Origin of the sequence: Bacteroides sp. AF39-11AC, from assembly GCF_003474285.1 — a bacterium.
Taxonomy (GTDB): domain Bacteria; phylum Bacteroidota; class Bacteroidia; order Bacteroidales; family Bacteroidaceae; genus Bacteroides.
Window position 1 is genome coordinate 1 of record NZ_QROH01000011.1, and the last position, 23,826, is coordinate 23,826.

Sequence of the window (23,826 nt, forward strand, 5' to 3'; positions counted from 1 at the left end):
ATGCAGGATGCACGCCTTAGTATGAATCGCCTCAGCGAAGTGCGTGACAAACCGGATGAAGAAGATCCCACACGCGAACTGATACGTGATATTCCGGAAGGAAAAGAAATAAGACTCCAAAACCTTAACTTCAAATATGACCCGCTCAGCGAGTACCCTACGTTGGACAATGTAAGCCTGGTGATTCCACCGGGTAAGCAGACGGCCATCGTAGGTATGAGCGGAAGCGGAAAAACAACACTCGTTAAATTACTGTTAGGATTCTACCCGCCCGCAAGCGGCGATATCTTTGTCGGGGATACTCCACTGGAGAATTACAGTATCCGCGAATGGCGCAAGCGGTGCGGTGTAGTAATGCAAGACGGTTTTATCTTCTCCGACAGCATAGCCGGAAATATAGCTCCAGGAGTAGAGCATATCGATAAGCAGCGATTGCGCCATGCCGCAGAAGTAGCAAATATACATAGCTTTATCGAGGAATTACCCTTGGGGTACAATACCAAGATAGGACAAGAAGGTCATGGATTGAGCCAAGGACAGAAACAGCGTATTCTCATAGCCCGCGCCGTATATAAAGACCCGGAATTTATCTTCTTTGATGAAGCAACCAATGCATTGGATGCCAATAATGAACGCACCATAATGAATAACCTGGAGACGTTCTTCAAAGGCAGAACATCCGTAGTAGTAGCGCATCGATTGAGTACAGTGAGAAATGCAAACCAAATTATTGTAATAGAACAGGGAAGAATAGCAGAAACCGGAACACATGAGGAACTGATAGCTTTGGAAGGAAGATATTACAGGTTGGTAAAGAATCAACTGGAACTATGAAAGATGAAGAAAAAGACATAGAATTAAGGTGTGAGGAGGTACAGGAGATATTGACACGCCCGCCACACGCATTAGTCAGATGGGGAATAACAGTATTCTTCGGAGTGCTGGCATTGCTCTTCATTGGGGGTTGCTTCTTCAAATATCCGGATATCGTAAGTGCAGAAATCACCATTACTACAGAGCATCCGCCCGTATGGATCGTGGCAAGAGGAAGTGGAAAAATTCAGGAGGTATATCGAAAAGACCGTGAAACCGTAAAAGCGGGAGATATCATAGCTGTACTGGAGAATCCTGCCGCCACTGCCCATGTATTGGAACTGAAAGAAAGGATTACTTCCTTCATACTGACGGATAGTTGTATCTGCCAAGCCGTGTTTCCAGAGAAACCGGAACTCGGAAACATTCAGAATGCTTATGCCGCTTTCATCAAATGCCTGACAGATTATCGTAATTTTCTGTCGATAGACCTCTACGCACAGAAAGAACAGGCCGCCTGCAAAGAACTGCAAGAGTATCAGAAGTACATCCGGCATCTGAATAAACAAGCAGAACTTGATGAAGAACAAGTACAGATAGCCTCCGCTACACATAGCCGGGAAAAGAAGCTCTTCGACAAAGGATTAATATCGAAAGCTGATTATGAAGAAGCACAACAAACCTATCTGAATCGCAGGCAAGGGCGAGAGCAACTAATGACTTCACTTTCATCTGCCAGAATACAAGAGGCGCAATTACAACAGAATATTGTAGAAATCCGTATGGAACGTAATCGGGAAGCCAATACAATAAGCACTTCGTTAAAATCAGCCCTCAATGATTTACAGGTAAGCATCAGCGATTGGGAGTTGGGGTATCTCTTTACCAGCCCTGCCAGTGGTATATTATCTTACAATAATATCTGGCAGAAGAACCAGAATGTCAATGCGGGAGATAAAGTATTCTCTATTGTAGCCTCTACTCCCGGTGACATTATAGGAAAAATAAAATTACCCGTCAGCGGATCAGGCAAAGTATGCCCCGGACAAAGAGTGAATATCAGTGTGACAGGGTATCCATACATGGAATTCGGCTTCCTCACCGGGGAAGTGCTGTCTGTTTCACTATTAGCAAGCGAGGACAATATGTACACTGTCACGGTAGGTCTGCCACAGAACTTATGCACCTCATATGGCAAGCAACTGGACTTTAAAGGAGAGCTTTCCGGCACAGCAGAGGTCATGACAGACGAACGGAGCGTAACTGCACGTCTACTCAGTCCGCTCCGCTATCTGTGGGAAAAATATCTATAAAATATCTTTTATTTCAACCAAGTCGCCCGTTTCCACAAGTATTCCAGCGGACCGTGTGCATGACGGCTCATCCACCAACGACAGAAAGCGAGCTGTATAATAAAGAGCGCTACACCTACCAAGAAGCTGGCTGTTATACCCAACTGAGAGTGAAGTGCAAGACCCCAATTATAGAACAACAACGAACCGATAATACTCTGGGTAATATAATTTGTAAGGCTCATCTTACCGTAAGGAGTAATCTTCATCAACCAGTCGTGCAGGTTTGTCCGATAGAAAGCAAAGATAACACCCGACACCAATATCAGCATAAATGCAAACTTGGACAGGGAAGTTATGATAAGTAACAAGGGGGTGAGAATAGACTTATTAGCAATGAAATCCGGTAACATATTGCCCAATCCATACAGAGGGAAGAAAGCGATAAGAGCACCACAAAGTACCTTATTCCAGAACTTCAGATTCTCCTTCAGGAAAAGTCCCCGACGTCCTATCAACAAACCGAACAGGAAAAGAGCAGCAGTCTGAAACACACGTCCATGGTCCCAAGCCCATGCAAGACTGGCAATCTGCCCTTCCCACAAATTCACACGCAGGGTTTCAAGAAATGTACCGTGACTCTGCACCTGGAAAGCCGCTCCCCAGTAACTACCTGTCGGAATAGAAGGAGTCACAAAAGAAGGGTCTACACAGGCATGTATCACATAATAAAGTGGCAATGGCTGTATCAGAAGCACACATGCCAGAATAAACAGCCATTTATCTTTCAGTCGGCAGGTAAGTGGTAAAATGAATCCGACTAACGAATAGAGCACCAATACTTCAGCCGTGAAAAAGGCCGCATTTATATTACCAAGAATGAATAATAAGATCAATCGCCAGCAGAAACGCAAACGAAAATCATTGCCACGCATACGCTGGTTATTATCCTGAATAAAGAAACTAAAACCAAAAAGCAGGGCAAACACAGCATAAGCCTTTCCTCCGAACATGAAAAAGAGTCCGTCCCAAATGGCCTTATCTGAAAAGTTAAGCCACGCGCTCTGAGTGCTCGTATCGGGAAATGAATAGAAATTAAAGTGTTCAATGGAATGTAATACAATGATGCCCATAACGGCGAGTCCGCGCAGCACATCGGCTACGTCAATACGGGTGCGTTTTTCCAATTCCTGTACCATATTAGTATAAGTTCATTAGTAATCTGCTCTTTTTAATGCTAAAATCGCAAATATAGAATTTATTATCCACTTTTGGAGTCAAATTCCCAATTTCTTCCAGAATTGCCCGCCATCTTTGCAATATAATCAGCAATAGTCAAAGAAAACAATAATATTAGTAAACTCTAAAAAAACAAGTAACTATGAAACTGAAAATGTATTTAGTCCTATTGGCGATGGGCATGTTAAGCCTGCAAGGTTGCAACGATGATGATGACGATCTTCCAAACTCTAAAGTTCCTGAAGCCGTACGCAATGCATTCGACAGCAGTTTCTCCAACACCGCTAATCTGAGTTGGGAAACAAAAACTGTCTCACAAGGGCAATACTACAAAGCGGAATTCAACAACAAGAACGACAACGGGTATAAAACGGAAGCCTGGTATACGGCAGATGGCTCATGGTACATGACTGAAACAGAAATGCCATATAGCGATATTCCGCAAGCAATAAAGACTTCTTTTGAAAGCAGCGAATACGCCTCCTGGAAGAGAGATAATGAAGTGGAGCGTATTGAACGTGCCGGAACTGAGAAAGAGATCATCTACATCATAGAAGTGGAATCGGCACAGGATGTAGATATGGATCTGCACTATTCAGCAGACGGTATTCTCATTAAAGCCGTGAATGATGACGGTGATGGCGATAACGAATCATTGCTACCGGATGCCCCGTCAGGTACGGTTACTGCCGTAACGGAATTCATACAGAAGAATTATCCCAATGCCCGCATTATCGAGATTGAACAGGAAAAAGGTATGATCGAAGTGGACATCATACATGAAAACCAAAGCAAAGAAGTATTGTTCAACACAGACTATGAATGGATTTCAACCTCATGGGATGTATATGTACTCCCGATTAAAGTGACAGAAGCCATTAATGCCTCACAATATAGCGGTTATGTAGTGGATGATGCCGAATATGTTGAAACCCCTACCGGAAACTACTACTGGATAGAATTGGAGCAAGGCGAAAAGGAAGTGAAAGTAAAGATCAACGAAAACGGGGAGTTTATCTGATAACACCGATCAGATTATAAACGAAAAAAAGGCAGCTATGGCTGCCTTTTTCGTTTATTAGAGTATATGATCAATCAGCGGAAGAATTTAATGCTTTCAGTAATTCATCCTTCACCGCATCCGTTCCCGGGAAACCTACCGACCGATAAGTTTGTTTTCCTCCGCGGTCGAGTACCAGATAAGTAGGCACACCACGAACCTCAAATTTATTGCAGATAGCCGCCCATTGTGCATTGGTAAGTCGATAATGTTCACCATGAATATCAGGTATCATATTGTTCCATGTTGCCTCCGGAGAATTCTCACCGGCAATAAAAACATATACGATATCTTTATCAATCAATTCTTCTTTCATGGGCTTCATCATCTTCATTGCCATTTTACAAGGACCACACCAAGTAGCCCAGAAATCAACAAGCACCACTTTACCTTTGAACGGAGCGACCATAGCTTCAAACAGCTCATCATCCTTAACGTCTGCATCCAAAGTGCGAACCGTGAAACCACGTTTACTCTTATTCTCTTCTATCCTCCGAAGCAGTTCCGTATTCATTACGGTCAACCGGTTCAGAAAATAGGAATTTTCAATTGCATGCAACGCAGCGAAATCATCTTCAGACAAAGGTGCAAAATCTTCCAATTTCGAAGCACATTGCATGGCTTTCTGCACATCATAATAGATACCTTGGCTACCAATCAGTTCTTCAACCGCTTTTCGGTTAGCTTCCGTTCCCTGCCTGCCAAACTCCTGAAAGAGGACATCATATCTATTCCTCAGTTCTCTCATTACCGAAGAATCATACGATGACGGATTATCGCGATATTTCTTCATCGTCTCCTTATCTTCAGGGGTTACTTTAGGGGAATTGAGTAAATAATCAAAGATATCACCATGCTTTACAGATGGCAAGTTTATATACCCAGTATTGACTACCCTGGAAGGATACTTAAAACAATACACAGACTTGGGCGAATTAATATAGCCAAGTTCACTTAGAAAATCGAAATAGTCATTCGATGGTTCAGGAGAACGATACTCTTTACTTGCGTCGCGCACAGACACACCTTTTTGCTGAGCATAAGCCTGCAATAACTGATAATCATATCCACATAACAGTCCATACAATGCATCTTTATTCAGCACCGTCAACAATTCCGCATAAGCTGCACTTATTTTCTTATTGGCACGGATCACATTGTCCGCTTCTTCATATTTCCGCATGCAATATGCTTTATACTGATCCGGAGCCATGTCATATAAGTCTTTCAACTCAACAGAACAAAGAGGAACTTCCAGTCCGGAATTCATTTCCGTATTCAATCCTGCATTCAGTCCTTCAAAATAAACCTTCTTCCCTTCAGCCTTCGTATCTTTCTGCAAACGACTGGAAGCACGCGTCATTTCACGAAGATTTACGGTAACCTTGGTTTCTCCACCCGGAGACAACAAAAAAGAAACAACAGATCCACCCACACTTAAATAGGCGACAGAAGGGTGTGAAACTGATATTTCCGTATAGAAATTTCCCGCTTCATCCAACTCTAACTCTGTATTCTTTTGTCCATAGGCAGATAAGAAATCAGCAGAATGTAATTCAACTTTCATCCGGAATGAAGGCTTATAATCCAAAATACGACCACTGATGATAGCTGTTCCCTCTTTGATTTCAGGAGCCGGCAAAGCTACAGCAGTCATTTTTCCAGCTTTTTCCAGACCTTTAGGCAATTGGAGCTTAGGCAACTTTCCGGTCAGGCTGATACCGAAAAGGTTAAAGTCTCTCTCACCTTCCCCTTCCACAAAATCGAATGATTTTACAGATGGCGGCAAAGGTGGAAATATCAAAGAGAAAGTAGCCTCTCCGGATTCTGGCATCCAAAATTCCTGTCCCAACTCAATACCTACTCCCTGCCGCACCTGATAACGTTCACCATTATCTGCCACCAGACAGGTAGCAGGGGCAATACGTATCCAGTACTTTGGAGTAAATTTTGCATCCACATCAATCACAGTAGCTGTATCTGATAAATGAACAGCAGCTATCTCGATAGTTTCCGTTGCCTTTGCTATGAACGGAGGCCTATTAATCGTCTTCTGTGCATTCAATGCACTCCAAGATAAAAGACAAAATAAGAATAGTATTTTTTTCATTAGACTCATTCTTAAATTGATACTATCGCAAAGCTTCCACCTCTTCCGGAGTCAACGGTATCTTCTTACCTAAACGGCGGGCACCGGTTTCTGTAATAAGATAATCTTCTTCATTGCGGATACCACCGAAGTCACGATACTCTTCCACTTTGTCATAATTGATAAAGTCAGTGAATTTCTTACCTTCTTTCCACATGTCAATCAATTCGGGAATGAAGTAGATGCCCGGCTCAACGGTATGTACAAAGCCCGGTTCCAAAGGAATAGCAAGGCGTTGGGACTTACGTCCGAACTGTGTGCTCTTGGACTGACCGTCATAGCCTACCCACACTTCGCCCAGATTTTCCATATCATGCACATCCAGCCCCATCATGTGTCCCAGACCGTGGGGATAGAACAATGCATGAGCACCTTCGCGCACGGCATCATCCGCATTTCCTTTCATCAGACCCAGCCCTTTCAAACCTTCTACCATTACGCAGGCAGATAAGTCGTACACTTCCATATAAGGAATACCGGGACGGAGAGCCTTTACTGATTCCAGATGCATAGCATTCTGAATTTCGTAAACGGCACGTTGCTTCGAAGTAAACGTTTTATCGGCAGGTACAGTAGACGACATATCACCACAATAGCCTGATGGAAGTTCCGCACCGGCATCAATCAGGAACAAGTCACCCGATTTAATTTTATTACCATGATAATGATTATGCAAAGTCTGTCCGTTGATTGTGGCAATCGTAGGGAAAGAAAGTTCGCAATTATTCATTTCGGCTACACGGTTCATCTCTGCCACAACTTCGTATTCGTACATACCCGGACGAATCACTTCCATCGCTTTGATATGCATGTCAGCAGTCACATCACATGCTTTTTCTATTTCTGCAATCTCTTCGGCAGATTTATAATTACGCTGCGCCACCACCGCACGGATAAACGGCACGGAACCTTCCTGACGTGCAGGCGGAATACCCAGCCAATCCATGAGTTTCAACTTATGTTCAGGACGGTAAGGCGGAAGATAATGCACCGTCTGGCCTTTTTGTACGGCTTTGTGCAGATAGCTGACAATCCCGGCGGAAGGAAGTGTTTCCTGAATGCCTACCCGTTCACTCTTCTCTTTCAGAGTTGGCTGTGTGCCCATCCACACAACATGATCGATAGTCAGTTCGTCTCCGAAAATGATTTCTTTATCCTCATCGATGTCAATGATAGCGGAAAGTCCGGCAAACGACAAGCCGAAATAATAAAGAAAAGTAGAATCCTGACGATAACGGAAAGCATTATCTTCATAATTCAGTCCTTGTTCGTCATTTCCTAAGAATAGTAACACTCCGGAGCCAATATTTTTTTTCAGCAGGGCTCTGCGCTGCACATAAGTTTCTTTATCAAACATAACATTGCAATTTTTTAAGTTGATACGCACAAAGATAATGTAAACCCCAAGCAGCACAAAACAAGCTTACTTATTTTTTAATGCTGATATGCAGCTTATCTTCGATTTTAGCAAAGATAATGTAAATTAGGCACCAAACTTTCATGCTTGCATGAAAAACTTATGCCGAGAACATTTCGCGTTCCCGAACTATTCACTATTTTTGCAAAAAGTGCGAAGATAAGCTGCGCCTCGGCATAAAAAATGAACTCGTTCATTTTATTCTGTCTCGGTTTGCATTATCTTTGTGGCGAGTAAAAGAAAAGAATAAGTATGGCACAAGGTTCCAGACAAGTACAAACTCAAGCGCAGCAACAGGTACAGACACTGTCGCCCCAGCAGATTCTGGTAGTGAAGCTACTGGAATTGCCCGCTGTAGAACTGGAAGACCGTATACATGCGGAACTTCTGGAAAATCCGGCTCTGGAAGAAGGAAAGGAAGATACGGCAAGTGACGACTTTTCTGAAAATTCCGATACAGAAGGTTCCGCAGAAGACAACGGAGCCAATGAGTATGATTCATTAAGCGACTATCTGAGCGAAGACGATATCCCCGACTATAAATTGCAGGAAAACAACCGCAGCAAAGGTGAACAGGCCGAAGAAATACCTTTCTCCGACGCTACTTCTTTTTACGAAACCCTGAAGGAGCAACTAAGCGAGCGTGACCTGACCGAGCACCAACGTGAACTGGCGGAATATCTTATCGGATCATTGGATGACGATGGCCTGTTACGTAAGTCTCTGGATAGCATCTGTGATGAACTCGCCATCTACGCCGGTATCGAATGCAGCCAGGAAGAATTGGAAGAAGCACTGAAGATCATCCAGGATTTTGACCCCGCCGGACTTGGCGCACGCAACCTGCAAGAATGCCTGCTCATTCAGATTCATCGCAAGATAGAGCAGCAGCACTTCACCCCGAACCCCTTACTTTATATAGAAGAAGCAATCATCTCCGAATGTTACGAAGAGTTCACCCGCAAGCATTGGGACAAGATACAGCAGAAGCTCGGACTGGAAGAAGACGCTTTTGAACAGGCTATCAAAGAGATTTGCAAACTCAATCCGCGTCCGGGTGCCTCTCTGGGTGAAGCCATCGGTCGGAATATGCAACAGATTATCCCCGACTTCATCGTAGATACGTATGACGACGGCACCATCAACCTGGCTCTGAACAACCGGAACGTACCGGAACTGCGTATGAGCCGCGACTTTACCGAAATGGTGGAAGAACATACCAAAAACAGAGCGAACCAGTCGAAAGAGTCGAAAGAGGCTATGATGTTCCTGAAGCAGAAGATGGACGCAGCACAAGGTTTTATCGATGCCGTGAAGCAACGTCAGAACACATTAATGACTACCATGCAAGCCATTATCGACTTGCAACGCCCGTTCTTCCTCGAAGGAGACGAGTCATTGTTGCGCCCTATGATATTGAAAGATGTTGCCGAACGTACCGGACTGGACATTTCAACCATTTCCCGCGTCAGCAACAGCAAATATGTGCAAACCAACTACGGAATCTATTCACTGAAATTTTTCTTCAATGACGGATATGTCACCGAGGACGGTGAAGAAATGTCTGTACGCGAGATTCGTAAGATATTGAAAGAATGCATTGACAATGAAGATAAAAAGAAACCTTATACGGATGATGAACTGACGGATATACTGAAAGAAAAAGGATATCCTATAGCCCGCCGCACGGTAGCCAAGTACAGGCAACAGTTGAACATACCGGTGGCAAGGCTGAGAAAATAATTATAAAATGATAAGGTGGTAAGATGATTAATGAATCCAATTGTAAAATTATAGATTAAAATGGTTGAAGAACAACATATTGTAGCAGACAGGACCTTAATCCGGACAGCCCGGGTGATATCGGCTATATTCACGCCGTTTTCCATCCCGTTCCTGGCGTTTCTGATTCTGTTCCTTTTCTCATACCTGCGCATCATGCCTATACAATATAAGTTGATTGTGCTGGGAGTAGTGTACTGCTTCACCATTCTTATGCCTACACTCACCATCTTCCTGTTCCGTAAGATCAACGGTTTCAGTCCCGAAGACCTGGGAGAACGTAAACGACGTTTTATGCCATTCCTGCTTACTATTACTTCATACGTATTCTGTCTGGTGATGATGCATCGCCTGAATATTCCTTGGTACATGACGGGGATTATTCTTGCCGCATTGATCATGATGGTTATCTGCATTGTTGTCAATCTGAAATGGAAGTTAAGCGAGCACATGGCAGGCGTAGGGGCAATCGTAGGGGGACTGGTATCTTTCAGTGCCCTGTTCGGATACAATCCGGTATGGTGGCTATGTCTGTTCATCCTGATTGCAGGTGTCCTGGGCACAGCACGTATTATTTTACAGCATCATACATTGGGAGAGGTACTGGTAGGTTTTGCCGTAGGATTGGTTTGTTCCTTATTGGTGCTTCATCCGTTAAGCAATATCCTGTTCCGTGTCTTCCTCTTCTAAAAGAAGTTTAGAAAAGTGGAGAGTTGAAAGGAGCACAGTTATAATTTGTAATTAATAGAAGTATTAACCTTTAAAAATAATGATCATGAATTTCCCAGAAAATGTAAAGTACACCAAAGAACACGAGTGGATACGCCTTGAAGGCGATGTAGCTTATGTAGGTATCACCGATTACGCTCAGGCACAATTGGGCGATATCGTATTCGTAGATATCCAGACAGAGGGTGAAACATTGGCAGCCGACGAAGTATTCGGAACCATTGAAGTAGTAAAAACCATTTCGGATCTTTTCTTGCCCGTAGGTGGAGAAATCCTGGAGCAAAACGAGGCTCTTGCCGACCAACCGGAACTGGTAAACAAAGATCCGTACGGCGAAGGCTGGCTCATCAAAATGAAACCGGATGCGGATGCAGACTTCGATTCATTGCTGGATGCTGCTGCCTACAAAGCGTTGATTAATGATTAACTATTAGTGATTAGTGATTAGCAAATTGATATTGAGAAGTTTGCTAATCACTAATCACTAAACACTAATAACTAAATAATTATGTCTCCATTAGTAAGCATCATCATGGGCAGCACCTCCGACCTTCCTGTTATGGAAAAGGCCGCTCAACTGCTGAATGATTTACATGTACCGTTTGAAATGAACGCTCTTTCTGCACACCGCACTCCGGAAGCAGTAGAGAATTTTGCAAAGAACGCCCGCGGACGCGGCGTTAAAGTGATAATCGCAGCTGCCGGCATGGCCGCCGCTCTGCCCGGAGTCATCGCTGCCAACACTACACTGCCTGTCATCGGAGTTCCCGTTAAAGGTTCGGTGCTGGATGGCGTAGATGCTCTCTACTCTATCATTCAAATGCCTCCCGGAATCCCTGTAGCCACGGTTGCTATCAATGGTGCCATGAATGCTGCCATTCTTGCTATACAAATGCTAGCTTTGAGCGATGCCGATCTCGCTGAAACCTTTGCAGCCTACAAAGAAGGACTGAAAAAGAAAATCGTAAAGGCGAACGAAGAACTGAAAGAAGTAAAGTACGAGTATAAAACGAATTAAATAAGGAGTGATTAATGGTTAGTGATTAGTGATAAGCAGGCTATGCTATGGTAGTTTTAGATATCACCAATCGTTAATCACTAATCACTAACCACTAATCACTAAATATCGTGGATTTATTCAACTATTCCCGTCGGGAAACATCAGAAGTAAATATTGGAGCCACCCCTATGGGCGGCTCCAATCCTATACGCATACAGAGTATGACAAACACCGCCACGCAGGATACAGAAGCCAGCGTGGCACAGGCCAAACGTATTGTAGATGCCGGAGGTGAATATGTACGTCTGACAGCACAAGGCATTAAAGAAGCGGAAAACCTGATGAACATCAATGCCGGTTTGCGCCGGGACGGATATATGGTTCCACTGGTTGCCGACATCCACTTCAACCCAAAGGTAGCAGATGTAGCAGCACAGTATGTTGAGAAAGTACGTATCAATCCGGGAAACTATGTAGATGCCGCACGCACCTTCAAGCATCTGGAATATACAGATGAAGAATATGCACAAGAGTTGCAGAAGATACATGACCGGTTCGTTCCTTTCCTGAATATCTGCAAGGAGAATCATACCGCTATCCGCATCGGTGTAAATCATGGTTCACTGTCCGACCGCATTATGTCTCGCTACGGCGATACACCGGAAGGTATGGTGGAATCGTGCATGGAGTTCCTGCGCATCTGTGTAAAAGAAGATTTTACAGATGTTGTAATCTCCATCAAGGCCTCCAATACAGTAGTAATGGTGAAAACGGTTCGCCTGTTAGCTGCTGTAATGGAAAAGGAAGGAATGCAATTTCCTCTGCACCTTGGCGTTACAGAGGCCGGAGATGGTGAGGACGGACGTATCAAATCCGCTCTGGGCATTGGCGCATTGCTGGCAGATGGTCTGGGTGACACTATCCGCGTTTCTCTAAGCGAAGCTCCGGAAGCAGAAATACCTGTAGCACGCAAACTGGTGGATTACATCATGCAGCACCGGGATCATCCTTACATACCCGGAGCAGAAGCAGAAGGTTTCAACTATCTTTCTCCGGTACGGCGTGAGACAACTGCCGTACGCAACATAGGCGGGAATCACCTGCCTGTAGTCATTGCCGAACGCATGGACGGAAAGTTCGATACGAACCCGCAATTCATTCCGGATTACATCTATGCCGGACGTGCCTTACCGGAAGTTCGTGAAGAAGGAGTGGAATACATCCTGGATGCGGATGTATGGGAAGAAGAGCCCGGAACCTATCCGGCTTTCAATTACCAGCAGATGCCACTTATGGGCAATTGCCAAGCCGATTTGAAATTCATGTTTATGCCTTACATGGCACAAACGGAAGAAGTGATTGCTTGTCTGAAATATCATCCGGAAGTAGTCATTATATCACAGAGTAACCATCCTAACCGACTTGGGGAACATCGCGCCTTAGTTCACCAGTTGATGCAAGAAGGACTGAAAAATCCGGTTGTATTCTTCCAGCACTATGCTGAAAATGAAGCAGAGGACTTGCAGATAAAATCTGCTGCCGACATGGGAGCACTTATCTTCGACGGTCTTTGCGATGGTATTTTCCTGTTCAACCAGGGAGATCTCAGCCATGCCGTAGTAGATGCCACAGCCTTTGGTATTCTGCAAGCAGGACGTATACGCACCAGCAAAACGGAATATATCTCCTGCCCCGGATGCGGACGTACCCTGTTCGATCTTCAAAGCACCATAGCACGTGTAAAAGCTGCTACTTCACACCTGAAAGGATTGAAAATAGGTATTATGGGCTGCATCGTCAATGGCCCCGGAGAAATGGCTGATGCTGACTATGGCTACGTAGGTGCCGGACGTGGGAAAATCAGTCTGTATAAGAAGAAAGAATGCATTGAAAAGAATATTCCCGAAGAAGAAGCTGTAGAAAAGCTGATTGAGCTGATTAAAGCTAACGGGGATTATGAAGAGAAATAGTTTAAAGAAAAATGGCAAGCAGATTTATCTTACTTGCCATTTTTCTTTAAACTATTTCTTCTGACTGAACAGCCAACTCATAAAGTCGGGATAATTGAAAGCCGGATTCCAGCTACCATGATTACATCCCGGAAATTCGATGTATTCCACATCAGCACCTGCTTTCTTCAAAGTCCTGTATGCCGCACGCGAACCTTCAGGCGTAACCACATTGTCAGCATCACCATGGAAAATACGAAACTTTACAGACTTGGCAGCTTTCAGGCGCGCCACATTTACTGTACCGCAAATAGGCACAGCAGCAGCAAATATCTCCGGGAAACGGACCGCCATGTCAAAGGTTCCCATTCCTCCCATAGAAAGTCCAACGATATAGATACGCGATTTATCAACCTGAGGCATTGCCAGATAAGTATCCAGCAAATCCTTCACCGTCTGAAAAATCGGAGTTATCGGTTCGTTTAACGGCATCTCATTCGGCAAAAATGATTCAGGACGTGTCGAGTATGCCCAATAGCCCATTTCGGGACACTGTGGTGCGAGCACGAATGCCGGGTATTTCTCCCGGTTCACCGGATTCAAAAACATCTGTCCACCATGGGTCAATTGCCTCTCATTATCATTGCCACGCTCCCCTGCACCATGCAGAAAGAGCACCAAAGGATACTTCTCACTCTTTTTCATATTTTCCGGTTGCAGTAAGCGATACTGCAAGGTATCTCCCCGGGAAGAGATAAAGATTTCTTTCTGGTACGTTTCCTGAGCAGGCAAAGGTAACAGGAAGAAAAGAACACAAATAGCACTGATTAATCGTTTCATAGCATTGTTATTTTACATGTTTCACTTCTGAGCGTAAAGATACGCCATTCTCATTAAATGCTTCCACACAGAAATAATAATCCTGATCAGCGGTAAGAGATTTCATAAGTAATTCATTATTGCCATATACCATCCAGGAGCTATAAAGTTTATCGGGAGCAATACCCCATAACACATTATATCCCTGTGCACCTTTGACCGATTCCCAACTGATAGTAATATCACGACGGTCCGCGTGGCGTTCAAGGGTTAATTTCTTCGGCTGTTGCGGTGTTTTCCCCATCCCCAATCCGAATACCCGAAGTTCAGAAATTGCCAGGTTCGGGGTCGGTACATCTATGTTCTTATAGCGGATATAACGGGCAGATCGAGGTTGTCCGAGTTCAACATAATCATTCGGGGTATCTTTATAACTTTCTTTGCGGTCAACCAATATTTCCCAATTCTGTCCATCCAGTGAACCCTCAATCACATAGCAGTGACGAAGCCCTTCATAACGACCATACATATCACTTTGGTAATCATGATAGTTGATCTGAATAGCAGATACAACAGCCGGTTTTTCCAGATCGATCATTACCCATTGGCGTTCATCGTTAGCCTCAGCCAACCAAAATGTCTTAGTCAGTTCATCAGTCAATGCAGAAGGTTGAAACTCTCCTTTTACAGTAGAGGCAGTAACCGGCTTTCCGTAAGAGAGTAACATCCATCCCCTGAACTGTCCTGCCTTACCCGGCACAGCAGGAGCATAACGGGGATAATCTCCAAAACGGGTATCCACATGCATAACACCATCTTTATCAAATCCGGCAGGAAACATACAGAGACGACGTTCCCAGTTCACATTGATGGAAAGAGACATCGAAGCAAAATGCCAATACTGTCCGCCAGGACCAAGCACAGTGCTTCCATGCCCGGCACCATTCATATAACCACCCGGTTTATAAGATACCGGATTATGTTTCTGGTAGGTATAAGGTCCCAGCGGATGATCTGCTACGTATACTCCGTCCGCATAAACATTGAATTCCGTACCCGGCGCACCATATTGCATATAGTATTTACCATTATGTTTTGTCAACCAGGGACCTTCAATGTAACCGCCCAATACTGTATCCGTATGATTCTCACCAAAACGCTCCCAACCATGTTTAGGCATATCCAGATTGAAAAGTTCTTTCGTCTCCCCTTTCTTTGTGAAACGGTGATTTTTATCCAGTTCCATACCCCGGATAGGATAAACATTGGAAGATCCCCAGAACATATAAGCTTTCCCATCGTCATCAATAAACAAATCAGGATCTTGCAGATTATGCAGAATGGCAGGCGTAGCTTCCCAATCACCGGAAGCAGGATCATCGGTATAAAGGATGCTCATAGAACCTGAGGGATCGCCTGCAACATAAAGCACAGAGTCCTTATAATTGTGTGCAGCCGGAGCATTGCATCCCTGAGGATACCAATTCTTACCGGGACGTACAAACTCCCAATTCAATAAATCCTTGGAGCGCCAATAGCCGTGCGAGCGCGTTACGAACATATAATATTCTCCGCGAAATTCCACTACTGCCGGATCGGCCCCCGAACGATAAGAAATATCCCGGTCGGAATTATAAATCATATAGGTATAATCTATATTCAAGGGATTACAATATGTATCCTGACGCATATCTTGCGCCGGAAGAATAGTCCACGCAATCAGGCAAACTACAGTCAATAACAGATGTTTCATTCTTTCGTTCTTTATATTACTTGCACAAATTCTGAGGAACTTCATATTGTTTTTGTAAACGTGCAAGCTCTGCCATTAGTTCAGCAGTTACTTTCTCCATTCCTTGCTTTCCATACAGATTGTGCATTTCTGCCGGATCAGTTTTCAGATCATACAGTTCCCATTTGTCTTCCACATAGAAGTGCATTAATTTGTAGCGTTCCATCTTTACACCATAATGGGCACGGACACTATGAAATCCGGGAAATTCATAATAATGATAATAGAGCGATTTACGCCAATCATGCGGTTTCTTTCCCGTCTCTACCAACTCCCGGAACGATACGCCCTGCATATCCCGTGGCACTTCGATACCGCACATATCCAGAAAAGTAGGAGCAAAGTCTATGTTCTGCGTCAGTCCTGTTACCTGAGTTTCCGGCTTGATATGTCCGGGCCAGCGCATAACCATCGGCATGCCGAAAGATTCTTCGTACATGAAACGCTTATCAAACCAACCATGTTCTCCCAAGTAGAAGCCTTGATCGGTAGTATAGACTACAATCGTATTTTTATCCAGTCCGGTACGTTTCAGATAATCAAGAATCTCTCCCACGCTTTCGTCAACACTCGCTACAACTCCCATATAATCTTGCAGGTAACGCTGGTATTTCCATTCCGCGATTTCTTTGAATGAACGTTTTCTGGAGTGAAATTCATTATTTCTATCACGGTATGCATCAAGAAAGCGACGGCGTTCATCCGGTTCCATTGTCCCCAGAAAAGCATGCGGCCAAGGGTCGAATAGTAAACTGTCACTATCCATACCGGTAACCATCTTCAGATCATGTCCTTCGTACATGTCACAATAGATATTCATCTTTTGCATCTGTGCCGCATAACGACCCTCATAAACATCAAAATAATTATCAGGAAGTGGAAAAGTAGTATGCTCATACAGATGGTAATGTCTTTCTGCAGGTACCCAGTTTCTATGAACAGCTTTGTGATGCATCATCAGAAAGAAAGGCTTGTTCTTGTCTTTCCGTCTGTCGAGCCATTCTTCCGTGTATTTAGTAATCAAATCCGTCACATACCCCCAATGACGTGTGGTATCATCTTCAGTAATAAAATGCGGATTACAATATTCTCCCTGGTCATCCAGAATCATCCAATGATCGAAACCTGTAGGCTTAGAAATAAGATGCCACTTACCAATAACAGCTGTCTCGTAACCATTTGCCTGCAATATCTTCGGAAGGGTCTGTTGCGTACCGTCAAAACCTTTCGCCCAGTTCTTCATGAAACCATTTTTATGGCTATGTTTACCGGTAAGTATGGCAGCACGACTTGGCCCGGAAATAGAATTGCAACAATAGTTATTCTGGAAAACCGCTCCTTCATGCCCGATACGGTCAATATTCGGAGTCGGTGCCACTTTCCCTATAGGATGACCATAAATACTCATAGCCTGACGGGCGTGGTCATCACTCATAATAAAAAGAATATTGGGGCGTTCGTTACGGACTTCCTGCGCTTGACCTTGCACAATGGAGGAAGGCACAAAAGGTAAGACGACAAGCCCCAAGGATAATTTAGAAGTCATGACACTATCGAATTGTCAGATTAGCCAGAATAGGCGCATGGTCGGATAAATAGACATTGTCCGGCTTGTCTGCTATCACTCTGAATTTATTGGCTACCACCTGTCCATTGACAAAAATAAAGTCGATCAACTGACGTTCTTCAACCGGGATGCGCCCAAAATCATGGAAACTCCACGCAGGACCATAAACTACGTCAGATGCGGAATAAGTATTCTGCATTCCCCCTTCCGTAAGAACAGAAATCGGGTCTGAATCAACAGTACCATTAAAATCTCCCGTAATAACTACCGGTAAATCCGAAGCTATCTCACGTATCTTTGCAAGCAACAAAACAGCACTTTCACGACGGGCAACCTTACCAATATGGTCGAAATGTGTATTAAAGGCAGCCAATTCTTTACCACTGACTTTATCTTTAAGAACAGCCCACGTCACAATGCGTTCGCAAGCAGCATCCCAGCCTTTTATTCCAATAGAATCGGGCATTTCACTCAAACCGAAATTTCCACTCTTCACAAGATCGAAACGATCGGTTTTATAGAACAGGGAACAGTATTCCCCTTTTTCTTTCCCATCGGCACGCCCCACACCTAAAACCGTATATTCCGGAAGGCGGTTCTTCAGGTCGTCCAACTGGTTCTTTAATACTTCCTGCATACCTACTACATCCGGAGCATAATAAGTGATCATTTGTGCCGCAACATCTTTACGATATTTCCAGTTGTTCAAACTATCCGCTACATGGTCCAGACGAATATTGAATGACATCACATTAACCTTAGCTTCCGGCTGCTTGCTGCACGAAGCAACAAGCAGAACGAAAGCAACTAATACACTATTAAAAACCATGTTTTTCATAATTATGTAACCTTTTTAATTTAAGTATGGTGTTTTAAATCCTAATTTCTTCAATCCTTTTTGCACATCCGGATGACTCATAAACAATTTCCATATCAAACCCGTACGATAATTTTCTATCATAACAACAATAGGTCCCTGATCTATAGCCAAATAAGATGGTGCAAACCAATCAGCAGTCAAGTTAAATGCATCCTTGAAACCATATTCTCCCCAAAGCTTATCGCCAAGCTCCTCATAGAAATAGCGCATGGCCTGCAATGAATATTCCGGCGCATAAGGAATAGACGACAAGGCGGCTGTTGGAGTAATAACACCACGGTCATTACCAGGACAATGCGCAGAGTAGCCTTTATCACCATCACTGGCTGTCAGTCCCCAGCAGTGTTCTCCATACCCTTTATACCCCTTCGGATTATCTATGCAATAAGCACGATTAATCAGAGTATGTGCTTTCATCTGTTCTTCATAATCAGCATAATAATCTTTCAAGCCACGCGGGTCAAGTCCCATATAAGAATAATGGGTAAAGAACAAAGGTCCGCCATAATCACTTCCCAATGGCAAGGTTATATCATAATACTTCTTACCATTCTTGAAAACGATAGAATTAGCCCATCCTTTGTGATATACCGACTCTGCAATGGGATAAGTGGGTGAAGAAGCAGCAAGGATATACGTAATATGACACTCATTATGCCCTTTTATCTGATGGTTCATCGCCCAACCGTTATTGGGCGACCAATGCCAATAGAGTACATCCTCACCACCTTTAGTAAACCAATTCCATTCAGCCTGACGCCACAGGCCATTAATAAGACCACGGATACGCCTTTCTACCTGATTATCTTTGTTGAAATACTGATGTGCAGCCAGCAGCCCTTCGAACATGAAAGCCGACTCTACCAGATCGGCACCATCATCTTTCCGACTGAAAGAAATGGTTTCTCCGCTCTGCCCATTTATCCAGTGCGCCCAAATGCCATGGTAACTGTCCGTATTCTTATCATTCAGAAAACTGACAATTTTCAGCATACGCTCTGCCGCTTGTTCACGCGTTACAAATCCACGTTCTGCACCGACAATAATAGCCATTACCCCAAAACCGGAGCCACCAATGGTAACAATATCGTCATTACCATTACTACGTTCGCGTGCCAAACCCGAAACCGGATGTCCGTAATCCCAGAAATAACGGAAAGTCTGTTTCTGCACGAGGGTCATCAGTTCTTCATCAGACAAGTTCTTCCCCTTCTTACCACCGGAAGCTGCCGACAGCAGGCTAAACGGGTAAAGCAGAAGCATCACATATATTATAAGTCTCATCATATATTCTATTTATCAGTTTAGTGCAGGGCTCTCAAAGCCTAACTTTTTCATTCCCTGCTGAATTTCCGGAATAGCCATGAATAAATTCCAAAGCATTCCTGTCCTATAATTTTCTATCATACAAATAATCGGTCCCTGGTCAATAGCTATACACTGGTTATCATACCAATTAGCTGTCAGGTTGAAAGCATCTACAAAACCATAATCTCTCCAAAGTTTATCACCCATCTTATAATAGTAGAAGTGCAATGCAGACATCGACTCTTCCGGAGTATAAGGAAATGCAGACAATGCAGCCGTAGGAGCAATCACTCCTTTATCATTTGTAGGTGAATGTGCCGAATAGCCATTATCACCATCACTAGCTGTCAGCCCCCAACAAGAAGCTCCATAACCAGCATATCCCTTAGGATTCTCCTTACAATAATTATAATTGATCAGAGTATGGTTTTGATTCTGTTCCCAATAATCAGCATATTGATCTTTCAGTCCTTTCGGATTAATGCCCAAGAAGGAATATTGAGATAAGAATAACGGTCCACCCTTATCAGCTCCCAGCGGAAGCTTGTATCCATAATAGGTATTACCATTCTTCAAACCGCCATTCCTTGCCCATCCAGCTTCATAAACCGCCTTATCGATAGGATAAGTAGGTGAAGAAGCTGCAAGCACATAAGTTATCAGGCACTCATTCCAACCTCTGATCGGAAGATTCTTCTCAAATCCATAGTTCGGACTCCAATGCCAATACAGAACAGACTCTCCACCTTTCTGAAACCAAGTCCATTCAATAGCTTCCCACAGGCGGGTTATATCAGAACGCAACTTGCTCTCAGCTTCCGAACCGTCCTTAAAGTATGCACGTGCTGCAAGCAGTCCCTGGAAAAGTAAAGAAGTTTCTACCAGATCCGCACCATCATCTTTATCACCGAATGGCTTTGTCTCACCGGTTGCACCATTAATCCAGTGTGCATAGGCTCCATGGTAACTCGTACACTCCTTATCCAAGAAAGTAACAATCTTCTGCACTCTTTCAAGAGCTTCCTGTCGGGTTACAAATCCCCTTTCGGCCGCTACCAGCATCGCCATCACTCCAAATCCTGTTCCTCCGGTAGTAACAACATCACCGGAAGTTGTTCTTTCGCGTGCCATACCGGAATGTGCATGACCGAAGTTCCAGAAATACTTAAAAGTTTGTTTCTGCACCAAAGTTAATAAATCCTCGTCAGGAATGCGGTCAAACTTATCCGAATCATCCATCCCTGTACGGATTTCATAGACTTTACCATTGGTAAGAGATACTCCGGAGGTGGATTTCACCCCCGGATTGATCACCAGTTTATATGAGGAAAAACTTTTAAAGCCACCTATTGGAGTCAACGAGAGTTTATCCTTTCCCTGTAATTTTGAATCATATGCCACCGCCTGATCATTCAGTTTCAATATGATATTACTCTGAATCGTAGCTTCATCCACTGCATCTGTGAATGTAAGCACAATACTGGCATTGGGAGCTACATTTTCAAAGGAACTCTGATCCTGTTTCTCACCAATGGATATACTTTGCAGTTCAAATTTTCCAAGTGTTTCCGAAGCATCATCTTTACTGCAAGAAATCAGTAATAAGGACAGTATGAAATAAACTGCTCTCATATTCACTCTATTTCTAACGGTCATCATTCTTTACCTGAATAAAGTTGCTTGATATCAGAGGCAGATATAGCCCTGTCATAGAAGCGGAACTGGTCTAACTGTCCCGGAAAATTGGACGCCCAACTCTGTGCTCCTGCACCTTCTGTCAAACTGGGTTTTGTGCTAAACTGAAATGCTCCGATAGCAAATGTACCCAAATCTTTAAATTTAAGCTTTCCATAACCGGGCAGCTCTTTTGTAAATGCACTTTCACCATTCCGGTAAACTGTTACTGTCGAATTACTACCATCATAAACAAATGCCATATGAACCCATTCGGTACCAAAGACATTGTCTATCTTAGCTTCTACCCATCTCTCATCATTATCCTTCACTGATGTACAGTTATACAGATGCATCTTGAAGAAAGCCTGAGTCTCACTACTTGTATTTTCCAGATAGATATCAAAATTACCCCAGAAAGTCTTGGTATTAGGAATACTGAAGACACCATATGCGGAAGTATTTCTCGTTGTTTTCATCCAGAAAGCCACCGTACAACTTCCTAAATCGGGTATAGAATCGGTCAGATAAGAAGGAACACGGGCTAACAGATACGTATCTTTTGTGCCTTGATAAGCTTGTCCGTTGATTCCATCAGTATAAGTAATATCCCCTCCGGCACTCATGAGGAAGGTGTAATTACCCTTATCACGCATATCATTCTCAAAAGGCAAGAACAATTTCATAGGTGAAAACACTTTGGGGGCAGAACTATCCGGATAATCAAAAGCCGGGTGATCCATATCCTGGAAACAAGATTGCAAAGTGAGTGCTGACACACAAAATGCCAACAATAAATTAATATATCTTTTCATGGTCATTACTATATGAATTAATAATTAGGGTTTTGAACTAACACGCCATTTGATTTGTCAATTTCGTCTTGAGGCAAAGGTAACAATGCATGCTTATCCTGGTAACCGGTCTTTCCGGCTGCATGTAGCACTTCCTTCGCTATCCCCCAACGTACAAGATCATAGAAACGGTCGAATTCCATACCCAACTCAACACGACGTTCATGACGAATAGCTTCCCGCAATTCACTCTGATTATCAGTGGTAACCTCCGGCAAGATATTAGCATTCGTACCACGGGCACGGGCACGTACCATCTCAAGATATCTTCTTGCACTTGTATTATCACCCAGTTCGCAAGCAGCTTCCGCAGCCATCAGTACGACATCCGAATAACGGATCAGACGAATATTCACCCAATACCCACTCTTCGTATACTTTTCGCGCAAAGCCGGATCTGTATACACTTTCTTATTAAAGTACTTTGCTATCACATCGGCATTGGCAACCGGTTTTTCTCCATAAGGCTTATTTGCAGGAATGGTCGAAGGATCTTCTCCCGTTCTAATAAAATACAATAAAGTCTCATCCTTTCTCGGGTCACCTTCTTCGAATGCGTCAGCCAATAATTGAGTAGGCGTATGTTGCCCCCAACCTAAATTCCACTCACCGGCGCCACGACAACCCTGTACCTGAGCATACTGGCTACCAATTTCGTTGGACCCCGGAAGAGCAGCAGTAGCAGTACATTGAAGTTCCAGAACAGACTCACCGCAGTTTTCACCTTTCTCACGGAAAATATCTTCATAAGGTGTATTCAAATTATATAAACCGGAAGAAATAACGTCCTCTGCTGCCGCACGCATATTGTTCCAATCATTACGCATCATATAAGTACGGGCATGTAAGGCACGAGCCGCTCCCCAGCTAAGACGACCGACATATTGTGCTTCCCAAGTCCTCGGCAGGTAAGATTCTGCATTCGTCAAATCTTCATCAATCAAAGTATATATCTGAGCTACAGAAGATTTAGGAATATTGGCATCTGCTACACTCCCTACTTTAAAATCAATCAAGGGCACTTCGCCAAAAGCACGTACCAAATTGAAATAACAGAAAGCACGCATCAATAAAGCTTCTCCCTTATTGACTAAGTCACCGCCTGTCAATGAAGGATTCGACTTCATCTCCTCCAATACATCATTTGCTTTATGAATCAAGGTATAATTGGCATTCCAGTAACTTTTTACCATGCCATTACTTGCAGCATATTCAAAATCATCGAACATTTTTCCTGTTGCAGATCCGTCAGACAGTGTACTACCCTTTTCCGCATCTTCCGAACGCATACCGTGAATAGCCAATGCCGTATTTCCGGAAACAATATGATAACCGCGAAGCAAGGCATACATATTAAAAATCTGTGTTTCGTAAGTACCACCAGTCAGGTCATCTTCAGTCAATACTCCTTGCGGTTTCTGATCTAACAGGTCACTGCATGACATCTGGGAACATCCCAGTGCCAAAGCCATCACATAATAAAATATCTTTTTCATACTGAT

Annotated in this window: 19 protein-coding genes; 8 read left to right on the top strand and 11 right to left on the bottom strand. The window is 43.6% G+C overall.

Features of this window, described 5'->3' with window-relative positions; genetic code table 11:
- Together DW036_RS21605 and DW036_RS21610 are read left to right on the top strand one after the other, a co-directional pair.
- Positions 1-834, top strand: an 834-nt coding sequence (locus DW036_RS21605) for a peptidase domain-containing ABC transporter (RefSeq protein ID WP_118466151.1), incomplete at its 5' end; no start/stop codon positions are given.
- Entirely contained in the window at positions 831-2,126 is a 1,296-nt protein-coding gene (locus tag DW036_RS21610) for an HlyD family secretion protein (RefSeq protein ID WP_118466152.1), read from the top strand. The genes DW036_RS21605 and DW036_RS21610, both read left to right, overlap by 4 nt.
- Before the next feature lie 8 nt (positions 2,127-2,134).
- On the opposite strand, the gene DW036_RS21615 is transcribed toward DW036_RS21610, so the two are convergent.
- Positions 2,135-3,304, bottom strand: a complete 1,170-nt coding sequence (locus DW036_RS21615) for a DUF418 domain-containing protein (RefSeq protein WP_118466153.1) — start codon at positions 3,302-3,304, stop codon at positions 2,135-2,137.
- Positions 3,305-3,486: 182 nt separating this feature from the next.
- Between DW036_RS21615 and DW036_RS21620 the strand changes: the two genes are divergently transcribed.
- Positions 3,487-4,365 (top strand): PepSY-like domain-containing protein, encoded by an 879-nt coding sequence (locus DW036_RS21620; RefSeq protein WP_118466154.1) that lies wholly within the window; start codon positions 3,487-3,489, stop codon positions 4,363-4,365.
- A 70-nt stretch (positions 4,366-4,435) separates the two neighbouring features.
- On the opposite strand, the gene DW036_RS21625 is transcribed toward DW036_RS21620, so the two are convergent.
- Positions 4,436-6,514 carry a TlpA disulfide reductase family protein gene (locus DW036_RS21625; protein WP_233560506.1) on the bottom strand — a complete coding sequence of 693 codons (2,079 nt, stop codon included), beginning with the start codon at positions 6,512-6,514 and terminating at the stop codon, positions 4,436-4,438.
- A gap of 22 nt (positions 6,515-6,536) precedes the next feature.
- Positions 6,537-7,910 (bottom strand): aminopeptidase P family protein, encoded by a 1,374-nt coding sequence (locus DW036_RS21630; protein WP_118466156.1) that lies wholly within the window; start codon positions 7,908-7,910, stop codon positions 6,537-6,539.
- A 312-nt stretch (positions 7,911-8,222) separates the two neighbouring features.
- Between DW036_RS21630 and rpoN the strand changes: the two genes are divergently transcribed.
- From rpoN to DW036_RS21655, 5 genes are all read left to right on the top strand, one after another.
- Complete coding sequence (rpoN, locus tag DW036_RS21635) at positions 8,223-9,713, top strand: RNA polymerase factor sigma-54 (protein ID WP_118466157.1); 1,491 nt, start codon at positions 8,223-8,225, stop codon at positions 9,711-9,713.
- 60 nt (positions 9,714-9,773) lie between these two features.
- Entirely contained in the window at positions 9,774-10,442 is a 669-nt protein-coding gene (locus DW036_RS21640) for a hypothetical protein (RefSeq protein WP_118466158.1), read from the top strand.
- 85 nt (positions 10,443-10,527) lie between these two features.
- Positions 10,528-10,908 carry a glycine cleavage system protein GcvH gene (gene gcvH, locus DW036_RS21645; protein WP_118466247.1) on the top strand — a complete coding sequence of 127 codons (381 nt, stop codon included), beginning with the start codon at positions 10,528-10,530 and terminating at the stop codon, positions 10,906-10,908.
- Positions 10,909-10,989: 81 nt separating this feature from the next.
- Positions 10,990-11,499 (top strand): 5-(carboxyamino)imidazole ribonucleotide mutase, encoded by a 510-nt coding sequence (gene purE, locus DW036_RS21650; protein ID WP_118216376.1) that lies wholly within the window; start codon positions 10,990-10,992, stop codon positions 11,497-11,499.
- Between the two features lie 110 nt (positions 11,500-11,609).
- Positions 11,610-13,451 carry a 4-hydroxy-3-methylbut-2-en-1-yl diphosphate synthase gene (locus DW036_RS21655; RefSeq protein ID WP_118466159.1) on the top strand — a complete coding sequence of 614 codons (1,842 nt, stop codon included), beginning with the start codon at positions 11,610-11,612 and terminating at the stop codon, positions 13,449-13,451.
- A 51-nt stretch (positions 13,452-13,502) separates the two neighbouring features.
- Here DW036_RS21655 and DW036_RS21660 read toward each other — a convergent pair whose 3' ends face one another.
- Genes DW036_RS21660 through DW036_RS21695 form a run of 8 tightly spaced genes read right to left on the bottom strand, consistent with a single transcriptional unit; the run spans position 13,503 to position 23,820 of the window.
- Positions 13,503-14,270 (bottom strand): prolyl oligopeptidase family serine peptidase, encoded by a 768-nt coding sequence (locus DW036_RS21660; RefSeq protein WP_118466160.1) that lies wholly within the window; start codon positions 14,268-14,270, stop codon positions 13,503-13,505.
- A gap of 7 nt (positions 14,271-14,277) precedes the next feature.
- Entirely contained in the window at positions 14,278-16,002 is a 1,725-nt protein-coding gene (locus DW036_RS21665) for a family 43 glycosylhydrolase (RefSeq protein ID WP_118466248.1), read from the bottom strand.
- Positions 16,003-16,018: 16 nt separating this feature from the next.
- Positions 16,019-17,587, bottom strand: coding sequence for a sulfatase (locus tag DW036_RS21670; RefSeq protein WP_118466161.1), 1,569 nt, complete (start codon positions 17,585-17,587; stop codon positions 16,019-16,021).
- A 4-nt stretch (positions 17,588-17,591) separates the two neighbouring features.
- Positions 17,592-18,446 (bottom strand): endonuclease/exonuclease/phosphatase family protein, encoded by an 855-nt coding sequence (locus DW036_RS21675; protein ID WP_118466162.1) that lies wholly within the window; start codon positions 18,444-18,446, stop codon positions 17,592-17,594.
- 15 nt (positions 18,447-18,461) lie between these two features.
- Positions 18,462-19,775 carry a glucoamylase family protein gene (locus tag DW036_RS21680; protein ID WP_369906844.1) on the bottom strand — a complete coding sequence of 438 codons (1,314 nt, stop codon included), beginning with the start codon at positions 19,773-19,775 and terminating at the stop codon, positions 18,462-18,464.
- Between the two features lie 12 nt (positions 19,776-19,787).
- Positions 19,788-21,455, bottom strand: coding sequence for a glucoamylase family protein (locus DW036_RS21685; RefSeq protein ID WP_118466163.1), 1,668 nt, complete (start codon positions 21,453-21,455; stop codon positions 19,788-19,790).
- Positions 21,452-22,285 (bottom strand): LamG domain-containing protein, encoded by an 834-nt coding sequence (locus tag DW036_RS21690; protein ID WP_026367155.1) that lies wholly within the window; start codon positions 22,283-22,285, stop codon positions 21,452-21,454. Before DW036_RS21690 ends, DW036_RS21685 begins: the two co-directional genes overlap by 4 nt.
- A 17-nt stretch (positions 22,286-22,302) precedes the next feature.
- Complete coding sequence (locus DW036_RS21695) at positions 22,303-23,820, bottom strand: RagB/SusD family nutrient uptake outer membrane protein (protein ID WP_044154828.1); 1,518 nt, start codon at positions 23,818-23,820, stop codon at positions 22,303-22,305.
- Between the last annotated feature and the right edge of the window lie 6 nt (positions 23,821-23,826).